The 17646-nt window shown below is 60.3% G+C and carries 17 protein-coding genes; 10 read left to right on the top strand and 7 right to left on the bottom strand.

Annotation, left to right across the window (positions count from 1 at the left end):
* The first annotated feature begins 76 nt into the window (after positions 1 to 76).
* Complete coding sequence (locus ACFSR7_RS08235) at positions 77 to 442, top strand: winged helix-turn-helix transcriptional regulator (protein ID WP_378160412.1); 366 nt, start codon at positions 77 to 79, stop codon at positions 440 to 442.
* 134 nt (positions 443 to 576) lie between these two features.
* Here the strand turns inward: ACFSR7_RS08235 and ACFSR7_RS08230 are convergent, their stop codons facing one another.
* Both ACFSR7_RS08230 and ACFSR7_RS08225 read right to left on the bottom strand, forming a co-directional pair.
* Complete coding sequence (locus tag ACFSR7_RS08230) at positions 577 to 1491, bottom strand: AEC family transporter (protein WP_378160410.1); 915 nt, start codon at positions 1489 to 1491, stop codon at positions 577 to 579.
* 720 nt (positions 1492 to 2211) lie between these two features.
* Positions 2212 to 2664 (bottom strand): SRPBCC family protein, encoded by a 453-nt coding sequence (locus ACFSR7_RS08225; protein WP_378160565.1) that lies wholly within the window; start codon positions 2662 to 2664, stop codon positions 2212 to 2214.
* Positions 2665 to 2797: 133 nt separating this feature from the next.
* Here ACFSR7_RS08225 and ACFSR7_RS08220 point away from each other — a divergent pair, with 133 nt between their 5' ends.
* The 4 genes from ACFSR7_RS08220 to ACFSR7_RS08205 all read left to right on the top strand — a co-directional run bounded on the left by ACFSR7_RS08220 (position 2798) and on the right by ACFSR7_RS08205 (position 5413).
* Complete coding sequence (locus ACFSR7_RS08220; protein ID WP_378160408.1) at positions 2798 to 3622, top strand: DUF6597 domain-containing transcriptional factor; 825 nt, start codon at positions 2798 to 2800, stop codon at positions 3620 to 3622.
* Positions 3623 to 3739: 117 nt separating this feature from the next.
* Positions 3740 to 4318, top strand: coding sequence for an Hcp family type VI secretion system effector (locus ACFSR7_RS08215; protein ID WP_378160406.1), 579 nt, complete (start codon positions 3740 to 3742; stop codon positions 4316 to 4318).
* 24 nt (positions 4319 to 4342) lie between these two features.
* On the top strand, positions 4343 to 4495 hold the full coding sequence (locus tag ACFSR7_RS08210) for a hypothetical protein (RefSeq protein WP_378160405.1): 153 nt from the start codon (positions 4343 to 4345) through the stop codon (positions 4493 to 4495).
* Positions 4496 to 4558: 63 nt separating this feature from the next.
* Entirely contained in the window at positions 4559 to 5413 is an 855-nt protein-coding gene (locus ACFSR7_RS08205) for a type VI secretion system tube protein Hcp (RefSeq protein ID WP_378160403.1), read from the top strand.
* Positions 5414 to 5685: 272 nt separating this feature from the next.
* Here ACFSR7_RS08205 and ACFSR7_RS08200 read toward each other — a convergent pair whose 3' ends face one another.
* The 3 genes from ACFSR7_RS08200 to ACFSR7_RS08190 all read right to left on the bottom strand — a co-directional run bounded on the left by ACFSR7_RS08200 (position 5686) and on the right by ACFSR7_RS08190 (position 8646).
* A complete protein-coding gene (locus ACFSR7_RS08200) occupies positions 5686 to 6489 on the bottom strand; it encodes an NmrA family NAD(P)-binding protein (RefSeq protein ID WP_378160401.1) in 804 nt (267 codons plus the stop codon).
* A 95-nt stretch (positions 6490 to 6584) separates the two neighbouring features.
* On the bottom strand, positions 6585 to 7028 hold the full coding sequence (locus tag ACFSR7_RS08195; protein ID WP_378160399.1) for a MarR family winged helix-turn-helix transcriptional regulator: 444 nt from the start codon (positions 7026 to 7028) through the stop codon (positions 6585 to 6587).
* Between the two features lie 154 nt (positions 7029 to 7182).
* Complete coding sequence (locus ACFSR7_RS08190; protein WP_378160397.1) at positions 7183 to 8646, bottom strand: alpha-amylase; 1464 nt, start codon at positions 8644 to 8646, stop codon at positions 7183 to 7185.
* A gap of 231 nt (positions 8647 to 8877) precedes the next feature.
* Here ACFSR7_RS08190 and ACFSR7_RS08185 point away from each other — a divergent pair, with 231 nt between their 5' ends.
* Both ACFSR7_RS08185 and aguB read left to right on the top strand, forming a co-directional pair.
* Positions 8878 to 9879, top strand: a complete 1002-nt coding sequence (locus ACFSR7_RS08185) for an agmatine deiminase family protein (protein ID WP_378160396.1) — start codon at positions 8878 to 8880, stop codon at positions 9877 to 9879.
* 274 nt (positions 9880 to 10153) lie between these two features.
* On the top strand, positions 10154 to 11029 hold the full coding sequence (gene aguB / locus ACFSR7_RS08180; RefSeq protein ID WP_378160394.1) for an N-carbamoylputrescine amidase: 876 nt from the start codon (positions 10154 to 10156) through the stop codon (positions 11027 to 11029).
* A 287-nt stretch (positions 11030 to 11316) separates the two neighbouring features.
* Here aguB and ACFSR7_RS08175 read toward each other — a convergent pair whose 3' ends face one another.
* Positions 11317 to 12432: a citrate synthase gene (locus ACFSR7_RS08175; RefSeq protein WP_378160563.1), complete on the bottom strand. Its 1116-nt coding sequence runs from the start codon at positions 12430 to 12432 to the stop codon at positions 11317 to 11319.
* 464 nt (positions 12433 to 12896) lie between these two features.
* On the opposite strand from ACFSR7_RS08175, the gene ACFSR7_RS08170 reads away from it, so the two are divergent.
* Together ACFSR7_RS08170 and ACFSR7_RS08165 are read left to right on the top strand one after the other, a co-directional pair.
* The gene (locus ACFSR7_RS08170) at positions 12897 to 14321 is read left to right on the top strand and encodes an RtcB family protein (protein WP_378160392.1); all 1425 of its coding nucleotides are present in this window, start codon (positions 12897 to 12899) and stop codon (positions 14319 to 14321) included.
* Between the two features lie 9 nt (positions 14322 to 14330).
* Positions 14331 to 15680 (top strand): AAA family ATPase, encoded by a 1350-nt coding sequence (locus ACFSR7_RS08165; RefSeq protein WP_378160390.1) that lies wholly within the window; start codon positions 14331 to 14333, stop codon positions 15678 to 15680.
* Positions 15681 to 16163: 483 nt separating this feature from the next.
* Here the strand turns inward: ACFSR7_RS08165 and ACFSR7_RS08160 are convergent, their stop codons facing one another.
* Positions 16164 to 16733: a spore coat protein gene (locus ACFSR7_RS08160; RefSeq protein ID WP_378160388.1), complete on the bottom strand. Its 570-nt coding sequence runs from the start codon at positions 16731 to 16733 to the stop codon at positions 16164 to 16166.
* A 188-nt stretch (positions 16734 to 16921) separates the two neighbouring features.
* Here ACFSR7_RS08160 and ACFSR7_RS08155 point away from each other — a divergent pair, with 188 nt between their 5' ends.
* On the top strand, positions 16922 to 17590 hold the full coding sequence (locus tag ACFSR7_RS08155) for a stalk domain-containing protein (RefSeq protein WP_378160386.1): 669 nt from the start codon (positions 16922 to 16924) through the stop codon (positions 17588 to 17590).
* Positions 17591 to 17646 lie beyond the last annotated feature (56 nt).

Genomic DNA, 17646 nt, shown 5'->3' with positions numbered 1-17646 from the left:
GCAAATCGTTTGGAGGTAATCTCTCTAAACGGACCTACTATTAAAAATAAAGCGTTTTGCGAAACAGGAGGCGAGCATGATGTCCGAACGCGAGAAGGACGAGGATAAGCCGATCTGCGAGGCGCTACAGGTGCTGGGGGCCAAGTGGTCCTTTGTCGTCATCGCGGAGCTCTGCAAAGGCCCCAAACGATTCAATCGCCTGCAGCGCGACGTCGCCATCGTAGGCACGCAGTCGCTCACGGATACGCTCCGTCATCTGGAGCAAGCCGGCATCGTACGGCGGGAGGTCTATCCGACGGTGCCCGTAACGGTCGAGTACAGCCTGACGGACAAGGGCATGGACTTCCAGGCGACGCTCGCCGAGATGGAGAAATGGGCGATGCGCTGGCGCAAGCCCGGCGGCGCAGAGGCGTCGGCATCGAATGCCGCAGACGCTGGCTGAACGGCGGAAGAGACCGCGGAGCCGCGTGCCGCCAGCGCAGACTGAGTGACGGAAGAGAGGCCGCGGAGCCGAATACCGCCGGCGCAGACCGAGCGTTGGAAGAGGCCCGGTCTTCAGTCTGTGCGCAAGCCGCGCTACAAAGAAGCGGCCAAGTGGACCAGCAGCGGCAAATACAGGAAGCTCGCGGCGGTCGAAAAGGCGACGTTCATCGCGACGAGCTCTTTGTCCCCGCCGTACCGCTCCATGAGAACGAGCGAATTGATCGCCGCCGGCATCGAGGATTGAACGAACAGCACTGCGGCAGTCAGGCCGTGCAGGCCAAGCATCGCGATCGCGGCGTACGACAGCAGCGGCACGATTAGGATGCGCATGCCGAGCGAGATCCAGATCTCCGGGCGCAGGCTGCGGCGCCAATCCGTCTTGCGAAGCTGCATGCCGAGGAGGAGCAGCACAACGGCCGGATATGCGCCGCCTACCAGCTCAAGGCCCGACGAAAGACTCTCCGGCAGGCGCACCTTGAACAGAAATAGCGCGATGCCGACGGCGGCCGCATAGACGAGCGGCGTTTTCACGATCTGGCGGAACGCCTGCTTCGGCTTAAAGGATGCGCGCGCCGCCAGGTAGAAGCCCAGCGTATTCACCAGGATGACATGCGTCACGACGTTGGTCACCCCGATCGCGAAGCCTTGCGTGCCGAAGGCGAGCAGCAGCAGCGGCAGGCCGTAGTTGTTAGAGTTGGAAAAAATCGTCGTCAGCTCCAGCGCGCGCTTCGAGGGCTCGCTCATCCGCAGCAGCCTCCCGGCCGCGGCGGCCGCGGCCCAGCAGAGCGCCGTCTGCAAGAGCGTATAGATCGCCACCGTGCCCAGCGTGCCGGTCTTCAGATCGCTGCTCGCAAGAGCCGACACGATGAGGCAAGGCGAGAGGGCGAACAGACTGAGATCGGCCAGCAGGCGAGAGTCGGGGGCTTTGTACTTTTGATACAAGTAGCCCAGGCAGCAAGCGATCAGGATGGGGATGCTGACGTTCGCGAATGTATGGAAATATGGCATGGCTTCTCGGCTCCTTGCCCGGCGGGCCGGGCGCTTCATTTGGTTCCTTAATCATAAGCCGAGTTTTGTTATTGTTTAAATATATATAGTTTATAATGTAAATAGTTCTTGACTATAATGGATGCTCGCACGATCCTGCACGGACCGGAGTTCCGCTATTTTCCCCTTCATTGATCATCTAGCCAAGTTTCGGACACAGCATCCGTTATTTTCGCCTAAAAACCATCCGGGTGCAGAGTTACACGGTAAAACCGCGCATCTCCATGCAGATAAGAACAAAATGGCACTAACGTCGCCACCTGGACGCTCTGAGAGGTGCCGATAAGCGCAAAAGGACACTAACGCCGCAACCGCGGCGCTCTGAAATGTGCCGATAAGCGCAAAAAGGCATTATCGCCGCCACCGGGGCGCTCCGAAAGGTGCCGATAAGCGCAAAAAGGCATTATCGCAAACGCCCCTACACGCCAGACTGCGCCGATAAGCGCAAAAGGGCACTACCGCCGGCTATTCGTTCAACGGCCCCCTTGTCCGTATCGTGGAGGATCCATGCGGACTGTGCCGGATGTGAGCGCCGGGCGTTTGCTTCTCAAAATAAAAAAGCCCGCCGGGAAAATTCCCCGGACGGACCCTTGGTGGGCGGCCAGCGCGCACGTCGGCGTGCTTATGTCATCCTATCTCGAATCTACTCTACAGCCTGCCCCCGCCGCATCGCCCTTCCTTTTACCAGCCCAGATCCAGCGTCTTGCCCGTCTCCACATAAGACTTGATGTTGCTCAGGATGATCGGCCAGCTCTGCTGCGTGCTCTCGTAGGAGGGATGCCCCTCGGGCCAGCGGTCGTTAACGAACGTCACCTTCGTGCTGCCGCCGACCGGCTCCAGCGTCATGGTGACGCGCGTCTCGAGCTCGGCGTGATTGTCCCGGTAAGACGGCCCCGGGTGCTCCGTATAACTCATGAGGCTGTGCGGCTCGTACGCCAGCACCGTCCCGTACACGTGAACGGTCTCGTCGCCATCGTTGCCCGGTCCAACGTATGCGTAGGGCGCGCCGACCTCGAAGGTCGACTGCAGCACGCTGCCGAAAAAGATCGCGCGCGTCCCTTCGGGCGAGACAAGCGCCTCCCATACCTGCTCCGGTTTGCCGCCAATATAAATCGTATACTTCAAATCTTCCATCATCGTTCCCTCGCTTCTATGGATTGTCGTAGCGTTGAATTGCGATGTTTATCGCAGACTGCTAGTATCGATTGTAAAAGAATGCCTGCCGTTTGTATTGGACAAACGCGACAGCACCTGGAGGTCATAAGCCGTGCAGCCGATCGAGCGTCCCTTGGATAAAGCGATACTCAAGCCGCTAGAAGCCGTCCGCAAATTCGATCTGAAGCAGTACGAGCCCTCGGCGGCGCTGTCGCAGTGGATCGAGAAGTTCTGGACGCTCTCCTACGATCTCGCCGGGGAGGCGCCGTTCAGCCAGACCGTCCTCTCTTATCCAAGCGTCAACCTGACGCTGGAATGCGAGGACGGCACCTGGTCCGCCGGCGTATACGGCGTGCCGCGCAGCACCTTTACCCGCACGCTGACCGGATGCGGCGAATGCTTCAGCGTCAAGTTCAAGCCCGGCGGCTTCTACCCTTTCTGGCGGCAGCCCGCTTCACGCCTGACCGGGCGCACCGTCGGCGTCGGCGAGCTCTTCGGACCGGCCGGCGAAGCGCTGGCGCGGCAGCTGCCGGAAGCGTGCGAGCCCGAGGAACGGCTCGGGATCATGGAGCGCTTCCTGCTCGAGCTTTGCCCGGAGCGGGACGAGACCGCCGAGCTGGCCGCGCAGATCGTGGCGGATGCGGCGGGCGACCGCAGCATGGTTTACGTCGAGGATATGGCGAATCGCTACGGACTGAGCGTGCGTTCGCTCCAACGTCTGCTCGACCGCTATATCGGCGTATCGCCCAAGTGGATTCTTCAGCGCTTCCGGCTTCAGGAGGCGGCTGAGCGGATCCGACAGGGCGGCGCTGCGGACTGGTCGGCGCTCGCAGCGGATCTGGGTTACTATGATCAAGCGCACTTCATAAGAGACTTCAAGTCGGTCGTCGGTCAGACGCCCGATGCCTACGCCCGGGCTTCGGAAGCCGGACGCTAAGACGCGCGGCGGCCGCTACGGCGCCGCGCGCCTATTATTTTACGGCCCCTCTAGGCAGCGAATCTTTTCTATGATACTATCGATACAGTTTGTATCATAACTGAGGAGTTGATTGATTTGTTCGCACGTTTGTTGCCCAGATCCGCCATCCTGCTTATTGCCAGTCTGATCTTCGCTATCTTCGCTCCCTTATCCGCTTCGGCCGCAACCGGCGGCAGCTACATCCTGCTGACGCTGGACGGCATCAAAGGCGAGAGCACGCTAGAAGTCGGAAAGGGCGCCATCGACATCACCAGCATTGCGTTTGGCGCTATCAATCCAGGATCCGCATCCGCCGGCAGCGGATCGGGGTCCGGCAAGCCTGCCTTCCAAGAATTCTCGTTTACAAAGCTCCAGGATTCAGCCTCCCTGTCGCTGCTGGCGAGCCTGGCTTCCGGCAAAACGATTAAAAGCGGCACGATCTCCTTCTATAACGCCAACACCGAAAGCAAAAAGCCTTACCTGACGATCAAGTTGGAAAACATCTTCGTCACGTCCGACACATACGCCACCAATGAAGGAAGCGCCAAATTATCGGAATCCTTCACGCTCGCAGCTAAAAAACTGACATTTACATACCAGGCAGTCGGCTCCAAGGGCGAATCGCTGCCGGCGCAAACGTTCGAATACGATCTGTCCAAAAACAAAGCCGGCTAACCCGAACGAAGGAGCTGAATTGTCATGAATCCCGTGCGGAACCCCGAATCGAAGCTCCCCTGGCGTACGCCTGCGCTTGAAGTGCTGCCCATCAGCGACACGATGGACGACGGCGGCGTATGGTCGTTTGCACCGAAGGACGACTTCTACCAGCGGAGCTTGCTGCTGGACAGCTGAACCGGCGACCGGCGACGGACGCCGGCCAGCCTCGGGCCTCGCCCGACAAAGGAGTAGATCGATGTGTTCGCCAGATTGCTCAAAAAAGGCCTGCTGACCGCTTTGATCGCAGGCATCCTGCTGCTCTCCGCTTTCCCGCCTGCCGCAAACGCTGCCGATGCGGCGGGCGCAGCGCCTCGCATTCTGCTCAAGCTAGACGGCATCAAGGGCGAATACGCCAGCACGGCGCTGAATATTCAAGACGCCATCGTCCCGGCAAGCTTCAGATTCGGCATGGACGCGCCGCTGACGGCAAGCGGTAACAACTTGCCGGGCAAGCCCGTCTACCGGGATATCGTAATCACCAAGCCGCTGGATGCGGCGTCGCTGCCGTTGCTGCAGACGTTGACCGGCGGCAAGCATATCGCGGACGGGTATGCGTATTTTCAAACGGAAAGCGCTGGACAGAGCCGCACTTACTTGATCGTGCACTTATCCGATATTCGGGTGACCCGTTATACTGTCGGGGGTTCGCGCGATGCGCAGCTAGAGACGGTCACGCTATCGGCCCGTACGGTGCTGTCCAAGTACGTGCCCGAACAGTCGGGCGGCCCCACCAATCCGGACCCTGACCCGGACAGCGCGGACGTAATGACCCGGTACCATTTTGACCCGATTAACGCGGTGACAGCCAAGGGTAATCCTTATGTCAAAGGCTTCAAGGTCACGCTGCGTGCTGCCGGCAACGAAGGAGAGACGCTGACGACGCGATACCGGATCAACGGAGGCGCCTGGACTGAATATGCGGGGCCGTTCGAAATTTACGCTGCGGATACGCACACAGTCGAGTACTATAGCACGGGTGCGGACGGACGCGTAGAGGAGACCAACCTGATGGATTTCGACAAAGGCACGTTCGACGGCCGCGGCACCTTCTAGCGTTAGCGGCCGCATCATTCGGTCATGCTTAGCAAAAACAACCTTAAGGGAGATCTGCGATCTTCCCTGAAGGTTGTTTTTAGATTTGGCGGGTGTATGAAACTTGATTCGTGCAAAGCGCCTATCGATGGCTCATCCGACAGCCGTTCCGATGGGTCGGCCGGTCGTTGTCCATCTGAAAAGCTCCGCCCATCGAAAGCGCGCCTGTCCACGAATCGCCGCCCCCCGGCCAGAAAGGGACGCAAGGTTTTGGCCCGTCTTTCGCCCGCGCCTCAAGGCATCCGGTCTGCGAGCCACTCCTTCACGCCGAGCGGCCTGGCGCCGATCAGCGCTTCCAGATCGGGAGAGACGGAAGCCGTATCGGAAAAAGGAAGCATCGCGTAGGCGCCGCCGTTCATCGCCGGGTCCGTCCGGTGCTCGATCCGTTTGCCCGACAGCTCGGACAACGCGCGGGCGAGCTCCTTCAGGTCCCAGGACCGGGAGGCCGTCAACTCATAAACCCGGTCCCGATGATCGTCCTCCGCGAGGACGACGGCCGCTGCAGCGGCCAGATCTTCTCGCGCCGCCGTGTTGAACCTCCATGTCCCGGGCGGGCTGAGCAGCACGCCGCCGGCAAGCGCCGCCCGCCATCCGAGCATCTCGACAAGCTCCATGTAGAAGGCGTTGCGGAGAATCGTATAGCGCAGTCCCGATTCTCTGATCAACCGCTCGGTATCCAGATGCAGCCGGTGCAGCGGCAAACGTCCCTTTTCCGCATAGGCGATGCCCGTATAGACAATTCGCCCCGCGCCCGCTTCCTTGGCCGCGGCAACCACCGCCCGATGCTGCCGAAGACGCGCTTCCTCGTCCCGCTGCGGCGAGGAGACGAACAGCAGGCGAGCCGCTCCCCTGAACGCCTCGGGCAGCGACGACGCATCGTCATAATCCCCGTACCGGACCTCGACGCCGCTATTGTGTTGAAATTCCGCGGGCCTTCGCGTCACGATCGCGATGCGCTCGGCAGGCGTGCGCCTTAGCAGCTCGCTCAGCACTAACGATCCCAGGTGCCCCGTCGCTCCGGTTAATACGATTTTCATCTTACAACACGCTCCCAGCTTCCATATAGTTAAACATTTAACTAAATGCGCAGACGAACTGCGGGATTGCCCTCGTAGAGCGGGGCAGCTCCCGCTTATTCCCTGAGCTTAGCGAGCAGGTCGAGCAGTTGGCGGGTCTCGGCCTCGCTCAGCCTGTCCATCCGCCGCCCGATGACTTCCCGATTGCCGGGAAGCTTATCCCGCAGCAGCCGTTCGCCCGCAGCAGCGAGTGTCACCCTGCGCTTGCGCCCGTCGTTCGGATCGTCGTCGATCCGCACGAGGTCTTCGCTCGCCAGCGGTACGAGCAGCACGCTGATGTTCGCCTTGGTTACGCCGATGCGCTCGGCCAGCGCGGAGGGGAGCAGCGAGCCGCCGGCCTTGGCGATCTCGACGAGAATGCGGATACGGGCGCCGTTCAAGTCATGCGACTGCCAATAGCGCTCGGATGCGGCGATCAGATCGGCCGTCGTCTCCACCAAGGCAAAAAACGCATGTACGCCGGGCGGCTGCTCCAACGCGTACTTCTGCAAGTCGTCCATGGGATCGTCTCCAAACTAGTTAAACCATTAACTATCTAGAGGTTAACGCAATGCATACCCTTTGTCAACGCTTCGAAGACGCGCCTCGGGGACGCGTCTGTCGCAACGCCGCCAAGGCGCGAGTGCTAACGCACGGATGCAAGAAGCTCCCGCCTCATACCGGATCGGGCAAAGCCCATACCGACACGCTGCCGCCGTTTACCGGGAAGCTGCCGAATCCGTCCTCTCCGATAACGACCTTGTCCTCCCGCGTCTGCGTGAAGTCGACCCAGGCCTCGCCTGCGCGATGCTCGCCGACATACATTTTTTTCTCTCCGCCTTCGCCCGTGCAGACGACGACCGCGCAGCCGGAGCGCTCGATCTCGGCAACGCCGCGCCGCACCCATCCGATCAGCTGCGGGTCGTCGAAGTAGTCCTCCTGCTCGCCGTACGCCTTGTGATGGCGGCTGTAGAGCAGCGGATCGATCGCCAGCTTCTTGCCTTCGATCTCCTCTTCGTCTCCCCCGATGTGAAAATAATCGCCGTAAAAGACGCACGGATAGCCGCCTTCCCGCAGCAGCACGAGCGCGTACGCACTCTGCTTGAACCAGTCCGCGATCCACGACTCCAGCGCTTCGCCAGGCTGCGAATCGTGATTGTCGACAAAGGTGACGGCGTTGGTCGGGTTCGTCTGAACGAGCGTGTCGTCGAACAGCTTGGTCAGATCATAATCGGCGCCTTTCTCGGAAGCCTCGTGCAAATTGTAGTGCAGCCGCACGTCAAACAGGCTGATGCGACCGCCGACGTCCTCGAGAAACTGCTGACAGGCCCCCGGATCGCTGTTCCAGAACTCCCCGACGATAAAAAATTCATCGCCCCGGTCGGCGTATACCGCTTCGGTAAACTCCCGCACGAAAGTATGGTCGATATGCTTGATCGCATCGAGCCGGTAGCCGGCGCAATCCAGCGTATCCGCGAGCCACTTTCCCCATTCGATCATCTCCCGGCGCACGTCCGCATGGTGGTAGTCGATGTTTGCATACATGAGATAGTCGTAATTGCCGAACGCGTCGTCGACGTTTTCGTTCCAGCGCTTGCCGTCTCCTACGATCCGGTAAACGCCCTGACGGTCCTCGCGCGCGTCGCAGTCGGTGCCGTTGAAGTGCTCGAAATTCCATTTAAACGATGAATACACATCCCCGCGCCCCGGAAAATCGAACTTCGTCCACCCCTCGATGTCGAACGGCTCCGAAATCTCCTCCAGCCGGTTGTCCGCCTGCACCTCGACCACCTGAAACGTCTCCGTCCCGTCGGCGCCCGCCTTATGGTTCATGACGAGATCTGCGTAGACGCCGATGCCCGCTTCCCGGCAGGCCGCAATCGCCTCGAGCAGCTCGTCCTTCGTGCCGTACTTCGTGCGCATGTCGCCCTTCTGATCGAACTCACCCAGGTCGTACAAGTCGTACACCGCATAGCCCGTATCCTCCGGCGATACGGCCTTGGTGGGCGGCGGAATCCAGACGGCGTCGATGCCGCGGTCCTTCAGCTTCGGCGCGAGCTTGGCAAGGCGACGCCAGTGCTTGCCGTCGGCTTTGACGTGCCATTCGAAAAACTGCATGATCGTATGATTGCGTTCCATTCGGGTGCCTCCATTATATGTAGATGCATGGTTATCCGGCATTGATCCGTTCCAACAATGACTTACCTCAACCGGCGCGCGCGTAAACAAATCCGGACGGCGCCGGCTTGGCCGTAACACGTTGAGATCGCGGCCCGATTCGTATATGATGATGGAGAACTTAAGCCGTATCCGTTCAATTCCTAGCAAAGCGAGCTGAATCTCTTGTTCCCACGAGACCTCCAATATAAAATGCCCGCCGAATGGGCGCAGCACGAACGCACCTTCATGTCCTGGCCCGTCCGGGACTCTATGGTCTACCCGGACGACCACGAATCCGTCTGCGCCGGCTACGCGCAGGTCGTCCTCGCGATCGCCGAGTTCGAGCCCGTCAGCGTGCTCGTCAACGAAGCGGATCTGGCGCTGGCCAAGCAGCACCTGGACGCACCCAATATCGAGCTTGTCCCGATTGCGCACAGCGATGCCTGGCTGCGGGACAACGGCCCGACCTTCCTCGTCGGCGAGGACGGCGAGCTGGCCGGCGTCAACTGGCGTTTCAATGCCTGGGGCGGCAAGTACGCGCCTTGGGATCTGGACGACGCGGTCGCGCCGCAGATCCTCGAGCGCATGGGCGTGCGCCGGTTTGACGCGCCTGTCGTGATGGAAGGCGGTTCGATCCATGTCGACGGCGAAGGCACGCTGCTCACGACCGAAGAGTGCCTGCTGAACGTCAACCGTAATCCCGAGCTGGGCCGCGAGCGGATCGCGGAGCTGCTTGCGCAGTACGTCGGCATCGAGAAGATCGTCTGGCTGAACCGCGGCCTCGCTGGCGACGAGACGGACGGGCACGTGGACAACATCGCCTGCTTCGCGGCACCGGGCAAGGTGATTATCCAGACCTGCTACGACCCTGCGGATGAAAATTACGAGATCACGCAGGAGAATCTGCGCACCCTTCGCGAGGCGACCGACGCCAAGGGACGCAAGTTCGAGATCGTCGAGCTCCCGCAGCCGCCGCTCGCCTCGTTCGAGGACAGCCGACTGACGCTGAGCTACCTGAACTTCTACTTCGTCAACGGCGGCATCATTCTGCCGGTATTCGGCGGCGCCGCGGAGGAGACGGACCGCGAAGCCGCGCGCATCCTGGCCGAGACGTTCCCTGAACGCCGCATCCGCACCGTGGACGGCATGGCGATCATCAAAGAAGGCGGCAACGTTCACTGCACGACGCAGCAGATGCCGGCGCGGGGCTGATCAGCTCACATTGCCCATTCGCACGTTCCAGCCTTTTCGGCTGCAATAAGTGTTAAAAAGCATCTATTTCGTCTCGCAACCGCTTTTCAGTTGGGATAAGTGTTAAAAGGCATCTAATTCACCAAAATGGACGCAAGTCACCTTCTCTCTCGCCCATTAACTGCTTTTTAACCGTTATTTTTGATTTTTTCGCCGCGTGGCGATAAATAACTGCCTTATGACAACTAATCTCTGCCGACCTGCGAAAGATCGCATACAAAGGAGGAATTTCCGGATGAGAAGAGTCAAAGTTGCGGCTACCCAGATGAGCTGCTCCAGCGATATCGACGAGAACATCGCCAAAGCGGACAAGCTCGTGCGCGAGGCCGCGGCCCAAGGCGCGCAGATCATCCAGCTGCAGGAGCTGTTCGAAACGCCGTACTTCTGTCAAAAAGAGAAGTCGGACTATTACGTCTACGCGACCGAGCTCGAGCATAACAAGGCCGTCAACCATTTCAAGGCGGTGGCCAAGGAGCTGCAGGTCGTGCTGCCGATCAGCTTTTACGAGAAGAAAAATTACGCCCGCTACAACTCGCTCGCAGTCATCGACGCGGACGGCTCGATCCTCGGCCACTATCGCAAGAGCCATATTCCGGACGGTCCGGGTTACGAGGAGAAGTTCTACTTCAACCCCGGCGACACCGGTTTCAAGGTCTGGAACACGCGTTATGCCAAAATCGGCGTCGGCGTCTGCTGGGACCAATGGTACCCCGAGGCAGCGCGCTGCATGGCGCTTATGGGCGCCGAGCTGCTGTTCTATCCGACGGCGATCGGCTCGGAGCCGCAGGACGGCTCGATCGACTCCAAGGATCACTGGCAAATGTGCATGAGAGGCCACGCCGCCTCCAACCTGATGCCGGTCATCGCCTCCAACCGCATCGGGCGCGAGGAAGACGAGGATTCGTCCATCGACTTCTACGGCTCCTCCTTCATCGCCGGCCCGCAGGGCAACATGATCAAGGAGGCCGGCCGTACCGAGGAAACGGTGCTGACCGCCGAGTTCGACCTCGACCAGCTTGAGGTCCAGCGCATCGAGTGGGGCATCTTCCGCGACCGCCGGCCCGAGCTGTACCGCGTCATCGCCTCTTACGACGGCAGCACGACGTTGTAAATGGAATAGCAAATAGGCCGCCAGAGGTTGGGGCGGTCTATTTGTTTGTGTGCCGATTGGCGGCTACCGGCTCAAGTATCGATCTACGCTCACACAGTATGCCTCGATTGCGTCTCCCGGCCTCAAGTATGGATCACCATCCACTCTTACCGCCATATGTGCGGGTCGCTATCTCAAGTATCGATCTACGTTTACACTTCATGCCGTTATTGTGGGCCATGCGCCCATGTATCGATCTACGTTCATACTTCGTGCTGCTAATGGCCTCACAGGTCCCGACGGCTCCGTTAACCGGTTTTTCCGGCTATCTCGCTCGGCATCTCGCCCACGTAGGCGGACTGCGGCCGGAAGATACGGTTGTGGCCGGCCTGCTCCAGCATGTGCGCGGTCCAGCCGACGACACGCGCGGCCGTGAACGTGGGCGTGAACAGCGCCGTCGGCAGGGCGATCGCCTTCATGATGGCGGCGGCGAAAAACTCGACGTTCGTGTGCAGCCGCCGGCCCGGTTTGTATTCGGCGAGCAGCCGCGTCGCCGTCTCTTCCACGTGCAGGGCGAGCGCGAAAGCCGGATCGTCGCCGGTCAACCCGCGCGTCACTGCGCGCAGCGCCTCGGCACGCGGGTCGACGGTCTTGTAGATGCGGTGGCCGAAGCCCATCAGCCGGCCGCCCCGCTCCAGCACGTCGCGCAGCCAGGGCTCGGCGCGATCCAGCGTGCCGATCGCCTCCAGCATGGCGATCACTTCGCTCGGCGCGCCGCCATGCAGCGGCCCGCCCATCGTGCCGATTGCCGCGCTGACGGCGGGGTACAGGCCGGCCTGCGTCGACAGCGCGACACGGCCCGCGAAGGTGGACGCGTTCATGCCGTGCTCCATGCCGAGGACCAAATAAGCGGTCAGCGCCCTTGCATGATCAGGCTCGGGCCGGCGGCCCGTCAGCATATAGAGGTAATTGGCCGCGTGGTCCAGCTCCGCGTCCGGCTCCACGGGCTCGAGGCCTTGCAGACGCCGATGCCGATACGCGATGACGCTTGGCACCAGCGCCGTCATTCGCTCCGCCTGATCCGCCCGCGGCGGCCATGCCGGCTCGGCCCCATCGGCCAGCGCGGCGGCGGCCGCCTGCAGGACGCCCATCATAAGCAGTCCCGCGGGCAGCGCGTCCAGCAGGCGACGCAGATCGTCCGGCAGGATGCGCGCAGCGGCCAAGCGCCCCTTCAACGCCGCCAGCTCCCGCTCGCCCGGCAGCCGGCCGTACCACAGCAAGTGCGCCGTCTCCTCGAAGCCGCGGCTCAACGCAAGGTCCTTTGCCCAATAGCCTCTGTATATGAGATGCCCGCGCTCGCCATCAACGAGCCCGATCTCGGTCTCCGCCGCCACGACGCCTTCCAGTCCGGTTACGCTTGCCATTCGATCACTCACTCCTTTTCTTCATGATTTTAATATACATCGCCTTTCTAATTATGTATATTTATTGTATTTTTTATGGATGAAAGAATTGATTTATCGTTCTGCCTTTTCATAACCTTTTTTAATCAAGCCCATTAACTTTTTACATCATTAAGGTTGACAAGGTTTGCCTATATCCCTTAATATAGCCAATATCTCATCAGAAAGGAGGTCGGCCGACATGACCGCTATTCAATTCCCCCGCCCCTACGACGCATGGACCCAACTGAATATGCCGCTCGATGTCCGCCGGCCTCTACGGGCCGCTCCAGGAGTCAGTCCCGGATAATCCGCTCTCCCGCAAGGGAAAAGCGACGAATCCAGGGTGTTGTATTGACGTATCCAGGGACCGCGAGCGAATCGGCTTGCGGTCTTTTTGTTTTCCTAAAAATCTAATTCGAAAGATAAGAGGTCAAATCAAACTTATGATACAGAACGAATCTTACTACCGGCGCATCGATCTGCCCGCGGGCGATCTGCATGTATACGCCGGGGACGCGCTGTTCCGCGCCATGGGCGCCAAGCCGCTCGAGATGGCGAACAACAATCTGCAAATTCCGAATATCCGCTACATGAGCTACACGCCCGACGCCCATGTCGGGGTCGGCACCTGCATCGGCACGACGGCCGTCTGGAAGGCGGACGAAGGCTTCGTCTCTCCCTCCATCGTCGGCAGCGACATCGGCTGCGGCATGCGGGTGCACCTGACGAACCTCGACGCGGACGACCTGAAGGACGTCAAGCTCCGACGCAAGCTGGTCAAGGCGATCGAGAAGCGGATCCCGACGGAAAATCACGCTCGCGGACATTTCTCCGACATTCGGCTCGAGCATGTGCTCATCAGAGGACTTCACGGTCTGCCGGGAAAATACGTACCCGACGCCTACACGCCTCGCCAGGCGACCTCGCTCACGCACGTGGAGCACGCTCGTTTCCGCTTCGACGAAGACGCGTTGAACCGAATCCCCGAGCATCTGTGGCACCGGGCCCATCGCCAGCTTGGCACGCTCGGCGGCGGCAATCACTTCGTCGAGCTGCAGGCCGTCACGCTGGACGAAGCCAATCGCGACATCGGCGAGCGCTGGGGGCTGCGCGACGGGCAGGTCATCGTCATGATCCACTCGGGCTCGCGCTCGTGGGGCGGCGCCGTCAATCAGCACTGCGGCTCCGAGGTCGTCAAGACGATGCGCAAGCTCGGCCTCGGCACGGCGGATCCCAAGCTGGCCTTCGCCCCGCTCGGCAGCGAGGCCGGTGCCACGTACGTCAATCTGATGTATGCCGCGCTTAACTTCGCCGTCGCGAATCGCCATCTGCTCGCCTACGCGGTACGCGACGCGCTGCGCGAGACGCTGGGCCCGCAGGCAGAGACGCGTACGCTGTATGATCTGATGCACAACTACGCCCTGGAGGAAAGTCACGAAGAAGAAGCGCTGTTCGTGCACCGCAAAGGCGCGACACGCTCCCTCCCACCAGGGCATCCGGACAATCCGGAGCCGTACATGGAGACCGGGCACCCGGCACTCATTCCCGGATCGATGGGAACGTCCTCGTACCTGATGGTCGGCGTTCCGTCCGGGGCGCGCAACTATCACTCCATCTGCCACGGGGCAGGCCGGGTCCGTTCGCGGAACGCAACCAAGCAGCTCGTTACCGTGGACGAATTCGCAGCATCGCTCCGCGTTGGCCAGGAGGACGAGGTTGTCGTCAACCATCGCGCGCTCGAGGCGATCATCGACGAGTCGCCGCAGGCTTACAAGGACGTCGATCAAATTATAGAAAGCGTTGCGGGCGCAGGCCTGGCGGCTGTCGTCGCCAAATGCCGGCCGCTCGCGACCGTCAAAGGAGTATAACGGCACAAAATGACACTACTGAATGAAAAAGCGCTGCACCCCTTTCTCATCCGACGGAACGACTATGCAGCAGAGCCTGCCGGCATGCAGGCTTACTTCGACTACACGATGGCCGTGCGGCGCATCGCGGATTGGCTCAGCGATCGTTACGGCTGCGAGTTCCACCTTTATTATCAAGACGACAGCGACGATGCCTGGGACGGGCTCGCAGACGACATACGCAGCGGTTATGCCGGAGTGGCGCATGCCATCAGCCTGTTCGATCTCGTCGAAACGCGCATGTTCAAGTATGCGCCGGAGCCGGAGCCCCGCGCCGATCGCGACAGCAAGCCGGCAGCGAGCGGCACGTCCGACAGCGGCGGGCATGACATTTGCATGGCCGTCCGGAACAACGTCTTCGTATACGCGGCGCATCGCGTCGCCTTCGCCCGCGTCCCCCGGCTCACGCAGTTCGGGCTGGGCTATGAGGATTTGATCTTCGCGCAGAGCGACGCGCAGCTCGGCTGCTTTCTAAGCGAGATGCGCGATCGGCAGCTGTCGGACCGGCAGTTGCTCGTGTTCACGGATACCCGCGACGGACTGGAGCGCAGCCGCGAGACCGCGGAGCGCCCGGTCGACCGGGAGGGCGTGTTTATGGACGAGTCCCTGAAGGAGCAAATCTTCCGTTCCGTGGATACCTTTTTCGCAGACGACCGCAGCTTCTACCAGACCTACGGCGTCCCTTACAAGCGGGGCATCCTGCTGTACGGCAAGCCGGGCAACGGCAAGACGACGCTCGTCAAATCAATCTCGGCCACGGTGAACGCGCCGGTCGCCTACTGGCAGATCACCGAGTTTACCGGCAGCGAATCGATTCAGCAGGTGTTCGATGCCGCGGTGAAGCTCTCGCCCATGGTGCTCGTCGTCGAGGATATCGACTCGATGCCCGAGTCGTGCCGTTCGTACTTCCTCAATACGCTCGACGGGGCGACCTCGCGGGAAGGCATCTTCCTCATCGGGACGACGAACTACCCGGAGAAGATCGATCCCGCGCTCATGAACCGGGCCGGGCGCTTCGACCGCGCCTACGAGGTCAAACTGCCGAGCGAGCCGCTGCGGCTGGCTTATCTGACTTACAAGGGAGCGGGACGGCTGACGGACGAAGCGGTTCTTCCCGAGATCGCCCGTTTGACAGAAGGGTTTACCTTTGCGCAATTGGCCGAGCTATATGTGTCCGCTGCATTGGAGCTGCATCAGACGGGTGCGGCGGATTGGCAGCGGTTGATCGCAGGCATTAAAACCGATCTGTCCAAGGGACGGAGCCGGGAGTGGATGAGCGAGAGCGCGGGGCGCAGGCTGGGGTTTGCGACGGGAGACTAATGGGATCCTGACAACCTCGCTGCTCCTGGGGTTCGAGCTGTGCCTCGGCGCCGCTCACCGGAAGGCCGCCTGTTGATCGCTCATCCAAGAGCCGTCCCGACGGGCTGGCCTGTCGTCGCTCGCGTCGTTCTCTCGCCAAAAAGCCTGCAAATATACATCTAATTTCGCCGAAGCCGGCCGTTTGGGTCAGGATAGATGCAAAAGCGCATTTATTTATCTTCGCCAGCCCGATTTCCGGCTTGAGATTTGAATTTGCCTGCACATTTGCAACTTTTCTATCGCGTGTCGTTGTTCTGAAGAAAATACATGTACAAATGCAGCTTTTTCGGAACCGCCTATCGTCCGAAAGCATCTGCACGCCGAAAAGCGCGCTTAACTGTCCTCAAATCGCCGCCAAAAATGCAAAAAAAACGGACATTCTCGTTCCGCTTTTTTTGCGCTTTGGCATCCCGACGCGAAAAAGCGGTACGGGAAAGCCAGTTTTTATTGGTATACGGTCATCGGCTGATGATGCGGCACTTCCCGGTAGATCTGGCCGACCGTCTCCATCAGGTTGCCCGTCGCCGGCACGATCGGGTACCAGCTTTTGCGGCCCATATACGACCACACCTCGTGCGCCTGATGCGAGCACATGCGGAACGCGTCCTCGAGAAAAGCCCGCAGCTGCGGCGTCCCGCATTCAAAAGCGGCCCATGCGTATTCGCGGCCCGCACGCTTCAGCGTCAGCAAATACGACGTCGCGATCGACCGGTCGTCCAGCTCGGCCAGCTTCACTTGCGGCTCGACGGACGGATACGGCGGCGCGGCTACGGGCAGCAGCGCAGTCATCGACAGGCTCGGGACGTTCAGCTTTTCCGTGGAGCCGGTCATTTTTTTCACGAATTCGATCTTCATATTGTAATCCTGAACGTGGACCGGATAATGCTTCCCGATCATCTCCCTCAGTTCGGGATCCTTGGCTTGGTTCAGGAACAGCGCCATCGACTGAATGGAGTTCGTGCAGCTCATCAGCAGTTCGCTCAACTCGAGCGCCTCATGGTTACCGAGATTCAACTTGGAAGGTCCTCCTTGGATTGGATGCGTGCCGGGAGTAGTATGCCAATCGGGACGGTAGATATGCGAATCGCTGCACGACCAAGGCCTTTGGCATCATTTTTTCGAAAATAATTTGCATACCCCTTCCAGCTATTTCTATACTAGAATGGCATATTCGCAAATGAATGCATGGGAGCGTGAACAGATTGAAGAAAAAGCTGACGGCAGCCGTCATCGGGCTGTCCATGGTCGCCAGCATGGGTGTAGGCGCCTATGCCGCTTCAAACCTGACGCCGATCAAGGCCTATCTGAATTCCGGACTGAGCTTCAAGGTGAACGGCAAGCCGTTCCAACTGCGCGACGGCAACGGCGGCACGCTGGCGCCGATCACTTACAACAATACGACCTATCTGCCGATCCGCTCCGTCTCCGACGCGCTGGGCATCGCCGTGCACGTGGACAATAAAGGCCTCATCCAACTCGGCGAAACGGTCGACGGCATCTCGATCGCGACCGGCTTCGAGGGCGACTATCGTACGAAGGATCCGTCCAAGACTGTCTACGACGGCAAGGACTACAAGGAAGTGTACCTGAACAACAGCAGCGGCACGCGCGGCGCCTCGTTCATGCTTTATCCGAAAAAGAAGTATCAGAAGCTGTACATTCAGATCGCCGCGATCGGCAAGGACATCAAAGAGTTCGCCGTGCAGGACAGCGACACCGATGTCGAGCTGAAGACGACGCCGATCGGCATGAGCGACGGACTCGTCACCGTCGAGGTCGACATCGGGGGCTCCGACGCGCTCTACGTGAGAGCCGAAGCGTCCGACGGCGGCTCGGTGTTCATTCCGCTGACGACGTCTTATTTTAAATAACGAATGTGCGGGATTCGGGAAATCGAGCAAAAACCCGTCAGCGTTGCGTCGCTGAC

This window comes from Cohnella sp. GCM10020058, from assembly GCF_042683485.1.
Taxonomy (GTDB): Bacteria; Bacillota; Bacilli; order Paenibacillales; family Paenibacillaceae; genus Cohnella.
Note: the sequence above shows the minus strand (reverse complement) of the source record. Positions and strands in the feature narration are given on the sequence as shown.

Bases quoted from the DNA above. Each gene is read 5' to 3' on its own strand.
- ACFSR7_RS08235 (WP_378160412.1), top strand. From the start codon at position 77: ATGATGTCCGAACGCGAGAAGGACGAGGATAAGCCGATCTGCGAGGCG.
- aguB (WP_378160394.1), top strand. From the start codon at position 10,154: ATGAGAAGAGTCAAAGTTGCGGCTACCCAGATGAGCTGCTCCAGCGAT.
- ACFSR7_RS08170 (WP_378160392.1), top strand. From the start codon at position 12,897: ATGATACAGAACGAATCTTACTACCGGCGCATCGATCTGCCCGCGGGC.
- ACFSR7_RS08190 (WP_378160397.1), bottom strand. From the start codon at position 8,646: ATGGAACGCAATCATACGATCATGCAGTTTTTCGAATGGCACGTCAAA.
- ACFSR7_RS08195 (WP_378160399.1), bottom strand. From the start codon at position 7,028: ATGGACGACTTGCAGAAGTACGCGTTGGAGCAGCCGCCCGGCGTACAT.
- ACFSR7_RS08175 (WP_378160563.1), bottom strand. From the start codon at position 12,432: ATGGCAAGCGTAACCGGACTGGAAGGCGTCGTGGCGGCGGAGACCGAG.
- ACFSR7_RS08185 (WP_378160396.1), top strand. From the start codon at position 8,878: ATGCCCGCCGAATGGGCGCAGCACGAACGCACCTTCATGTCCTGGCCC.
- ACFSR7_RS08210 (WP_378160405.1), top strand. From the start codon at position 4,343: ATGAATCCCGTGCGGAACCCCGAATCGAAGCTCCCCTGGCGTACGCCT.
- ACFSR7_RS08230 (WP_378160410.1), bottom strand. From the start codon at position 1,491: ATGCCATATTTCCATACATTCGCGAACGTCAGCATCCCCATCCTGATC.
- ACFSR7_RS08200 (WP_378160401.1), bottom strand. From the start codon at position 6,489: ATGAAAATCGTATTAACCGGAGCGACGGGGCACCTGGGATCGTTAGTG.
- ACFSR7_RS08225 (WP_378160565.1), bottom strand. From the start codon at position 2,664: ATGGAAGATTTGAAGTATACGATTTATATTGGCGGCAAACCGGAGCAG.
- ACFSR7_RS08165 (WP_378160390.1), top strand. From the start codon at position 14,331: ATGACACTACTGAATGAAAAAGCGCTGCACCCCTTTCTCATCCGACGG.